Below are 4,234 nucleotides of genomic sequence, written 5' to 3'. Positions count from 1 at the left end.
AAAGCGAGAGCTACCGTAGCAAGAGGCAGCGGCTCTGCACTCTTCGGGAAACCTCGCCATCCCATCCGTTTGTCATGCTCCGCTTTCCGACCGCTGTCTTGGTCGATTGGAGGCAAGCGAGGAGACCTCGCCATCCCATCCTGACGGAATGCTGCGCTTTCCGACCGCTTTTTTCCCCTATCCAAGGGGAGGCTTCAAGGCGCGAATTAATTAATTAATTATTAATAATTAATTAATAATTCGGTAAAATAAGGAAAAATTGTTTGTTTTTCTGCTTGTTAAGCTAATCAAGGAGTTATAGTGAAGTTTCTGCGGTTTTTTCTTGTCATTTCTACTGTAATTATATATGTATTAACAATATACCCAGTAGCTACAAAGGGCATCAATTGGCCTGCTGTATATTTTGGAGACATACTTCATCTTGATTGGAGAAGTCAGTTTAACAGCGACTTTTTAATTCATCTTTTCTTGCTTGCAACCTGGATTTCTTGGCGGGAAGGATTTACTATTAAAAGTTTTATATTTGGTTTTTTTAGTATTTTTATGGGAGGTATGTTTAGTTTTCCATATTTACTTTATGCAACATATAAAGCAAGAGGAGAACCTAAAGAGATCCTTCTTGGAGTCCATGGGAATAAAGCCTAACTTAGCGAAAAGTAGTAACGCTTGATTTTGAGAAGCTACTTGTTCATCCAGGTTTGGAATAGATAAATTGGATTATGAGTGATCGTAACATCATTACCATTGAACCAGATAAGCGTGGAGGAAAGCCTTGTATTCGTCGAATGCGAATAACAGTTTACGACGTTCTGGGTTGGCTAGCATCCGGGATGTCCATTACTGAGATTATTGATGATTTTCCAGAACTGACAGAAGAAGATATTAAAGCTTGTTTAGAATTTGCGGCTGACCGTAATTATCATTGAGTTGCTTTGGTGAGTTCTGTTTGAAACTATTATTCGATCAAAACTTGAGCCGGAAATTGGTTTCTCGTTTGACTGACATTTTTCCAGATACTAGTCATGTTCAGTTTCATGGACTAGCAGATAAAACAGATATAGAAATATGGGATTTTGCCAGACTAAATAATTTCTGCATTGTGACTCAGGACGCAGATTTTGCAGAAAGAAGTCGGTTGTATGGTTCTCCACCCAAAGTAATCTGGTTGAGATGTGGCAATGCACCAACTAATCAAGTTAAAAATCTAATTCGGTCTCGTCAAAATACAGTTAAAGCTCTATTAGATGATTCAACTATTCACTGTTTGGAATTGCATTGATGGTTATCCTCATGCAGGATATTGTACCGCAACTGCCATACAATTATAAGTTATACAAGTTAGACACCTACTATCTACAATTATTTATACACACCACACCCAGAATCAGAAGTTCAATATCTGACTCTAACGGCATTAGCTTTGAGTATGATTTATATTTCCTGAAAGACTTTATGGTAGACACATTCCTTTCTATCTTTGTTTCTATCTTTTTTATAGTTCTAACGCTCACCTTTACTCTAATATCGGGGTTCAACTTAATCTACCCCGTTGTGGACTTATTTTCACATGAGCTACTCAGTCTTAATTTTTATCAACAAGAGTTGATTAGTGGTCAATTTGGGCTACGAATAGTAAGCTTAATCCTTGGCATGAAAACTATTAGTGCTTTGCTGGATTTTGTATACCAAAAATCAAATATAAAAACAGGTTATCCAGAATTAGACAACCTGTCAGTCAACCACCCAACTTCAAAGGTTACTGCTTTCGTTTTAGGCCAGCTTTTTATTTATCAACTCGCTACTTTCAGTCTATGGCTCTCCAACTTATTTTTAGGTTTTTTACTAGAAACTAAGCTGATTTCTTGGGCATTATTTTTTGTTGTGGATGACTGGGCAATCATTTCCGATTACTATAAAGCATTAAAAGGAAGATTTTTTACATCACACTTAATACGAATCACATTTTTTAATTTTCTTTTCTGCGTTGTACTACCTATAACATTCTACAAGTATTTTAATTGGTGGACTGGATTAATTACTTTCGCTTCTATAGCTATCCTATCCACGATGAGCTTAGGATAAATTATTTTAGACAGATCAAGTGAGTAACTTATTTGAGGTAGAAGTTATGGTATGGTACTCTCATCGGAAAAAAACTTGCTTTGACACGGCTATTAATCTTTGGTCTTAGACTACCCTCTAGATTCATCCCTTAATTCAGCAAAGCCTAATTATTTTGCAATAGTGGTGAAACTATTAAATTAAGTATCACCCCTAAACTTTCTCAATCAAAACAAACCAACATTCAATTCATAACAACCAACTTCATCTCCAAAATTTTATTAATAGTATCTTCAACAGCTTTATCTGGAGTTGAAGCACCAGAAGTCACACCCACAACTATCTGACCTTCAGGCAGCCAATCTTCTGATATTTTTACCTGACTTCCTAAAGGTTTATGTTCAATTCTATTCCCAGATAAAATCCTTTTAGCTCCATCAATATGATACGAAGGGATATTATTTTCTATTGCCATTTCTTGTAAATGAGTTGTATTAGAAGAATTAAAACCTCCTATAACTACCATTAAATCTAACTTGGCATCAAATAAACCTGCCATTGCATCTTGCCGTTCTTGAGTAGCATCACATATAGTATTAAAGTTTTGATAATGCTCATTTAATTTATCCGGTCCGTACTTTTTCATCATTGTCTTTTCAAACAACTTTCCTATTTCTTCAGTTTCAGTTTTCAGCATAGTTGTTTGATTAGCAATACCAACTTGTTCTAAATCTACATCAGGGTCAAAACTTTCAGAATAAGCCAACTTAAACTTAGCTAGAAATTCATCACGGTTGCCACCATTCAGAATATAATTACAGACATATTCAGCCTGTGACATATTCAGAACTATCAAATATTTATCAGCAAAAGAGCTAGTAGCAATAGTTTCTGCGTGACTATATTTGCCATGAATAATAGAAGTAAATTTTTTCTTTTTATGTTTTTCTACACTATTCCAAACTTTAGAAACCCAAGGACAAGTAGTATCAACAATTTGGCAATTTTTTTCCTTTAAAATTTGCATTTCTTGAACACTTGCACCAAAAGCAGGCAAGATTACTACATCATTATTACCAGCTACAGAGAAATCTTTTTTACCATCAATTACAGGGATAAATTTAATTTGCATATCCCTCATATCTTGATTCACAGATGGATTATGAATTAGTTCGTAAGTAATCCAAATTTGTTGATTAGGGAAATGTTGACGAGTTTCATAAGCCATTGCTACAGACCTTTCCACACCCCAACAAAAACCAAAAGCTTTTGCAAGTTTGATGGTTACTTCACCTTTTTGTAGGGTATAGTTATTATCTCTAATTTGTTGGATTAGGTTACTTTGATAAACAGACTCCATAACTGTAGCGACTTCTTCTGCATGACCAAATCCTTTACGGTTATAATTGTCAGATTTTTTTAGTGCCCTGGTAAAAGCTTTTGTATCCATGATGTTTTATTATTAAACTTGGCTGAAATTTGTTTTATCTTACAATGTTTTTCAACAGAAAAATTCAAGAGGTCTATTTTGATTAGAATAAGGCTATAAAAGTTTAGACAGATCGGAAAATCTATCGCCAATTTTATGAGCAAACCCTAGATATAGTGTTGCGCTATGGTTTTAACTCTCCATATATAGTATTTTTTCTGCATCTCATCTACAGCCAAAAATTCCAGATATTGATTTATTGCGATAATTAGAGCCACAAAAGTCTACCTAGATCAGACAGCTCGGAAAATCTGTCGCCAATTTTCTGGGAAAACCCTGGATACAGCATTGCGCTATAGTTTTAACTCTCCATACATATGGATATAGTATTTTTTCTAAATCTCATCCACAGCCAAAATTCCAGATATTGATTTATTGCGATAATTAGAGCCACAAAAGTCTACCTAGATCAGACAGCTCGGAAAATCTATCGCCAATTTTTTGGGAAAACCCTATATATACTGTTGCGCTATAGTTTTAACTCTCCACACATAGTATTTTTTCTACATCTCATCTACAGCCAAAAATTCCAGATATTGATTTCTTGCTCTAATTAGACCAACCAGCTTCTCCTGAAAGTGAGGATAATATAGATATGGCAGAAGTTTACCATTTGTTAGGAAATTCCTTACAAGAAATAGGTCAACTTGATGAGTCTGTAGCAGCTTATCAACGCGCCATTGA

The 4,234-nt window shown here is 35.1% G+C and carries 6 protein-coding genes; 4 read left to right on the top strand and 2 right to left on the bottom strand.

Annotated features, from left to right (window positions below; genetic code table 11):
* Positions 1 to 300: 300 nt before the first annotated feature.
* The 4 genes from F6K22_RS33830 (at position 301) to F6K22_RS33815 (ending at position 2,082) form a co-directional block, all read left to right on the top strand.
* Positions 301 to 645 (top strand): hypothetical protein, encoded by a 345-nt coding sequence (locus tag F6K22_RS33830; protein ID WP_293108481.1) that lies wholly within the window; start codon positions 301 to 303, stop codon positions 643 to 645.
* Between the two features lie 74 nt (positions 646 to 719).
* Positions 720 to 926, top strand: a complete 207-nt coding sequence (locus F6K22_RS33825; RefSeq protein WP_293108479.1) for a DUF433 domain-containing protein — start codon at positions 720 to 722, stop codon at positions 924 to 926.
* A complete protein-coding gene (locus F6K22_RS33820) occupies positions 923 to 1,279 on the top strand; it encodes a DUF5615 family PIN-like protein (RefSeq protein WP_363275006.1) in 357 nt (118 codons plus the stop codon). Before F6K22_RS33825 ends, F6K22_RS33820 begins: the two co-directional genes overlap by 4 nt.
* A 272-nt stretch (positions 1,280 to 1,551) precedes the next feature.
* On the top strand, positions 1,552 to 2,082 hold the full coding sequence (locus F6K22_RS33815) for a hypothetical protein (RefSeq protein WP_293108474.1): 531 nt from the start codon (positions 1,552 to 1,554) through the stop codon (positions 2,080 to 2,082).
* A 223-nt stretch (positions 2,083 to 2,305) separates the two neighbouring features.
* On the opposite strand, the gene F6K22_RS33810 is transcribed toward F6K22_RS33815, so the two are convergent.
* Complete coding sequence (locus tag F6K22_RS33810) at positions 2,306 to 3,511, bottom strand: 4-hydroxy-3-methylbut-2-enyl diphosphate reductase (protein ID WP_293108471.1); 1,206 nt, start codon at positions 3,509 to 3,511, stop codon at positions 2,306 to 2,308.
* Between the two features lie 542 nt (positions 3,512 to 4,053).
* Positions 4,054 to 4,234: hypothetical protein (locus F6K22_RS33805; protein ID WP_293108468.1), on the bottom strand; the 181-nt coding region annotated here is incomplete at its 5' end.

This window comes from Okeania sp. SIO2F4, from assembly GCF_010672385.1.
In the GTDB taxonomy this organism is placed as follows: Bacteria; Cyanobacteriota; Cyanobacteriia; order Cyanobacteriales; family Microcoleaceae; genus Trichodesmium.
The sequence above is the reverse complement of the archived record's forward strand: the minus strand, read 5'-3'. Positions and strand labels throughout refer to the sequence as shown.

What these genes read in the sequence shown, in the direction of transcription:
- F6K22_RS33825 (WP_293108479.1), top strand. Translation starts at nt 720, where the DNA reads ATGAGTGATCGTAACATCATTACCATTGAACCAGATAAGCGTGGAGGA.
- F6K22_RS33810 (WP_293108471.1), bottom strand. Translation starts at nt 3,511, where the DNA reads ATGGATACAAAAGCTTTTACCAGGGCACTAAAAAAATCTGACAATTAT.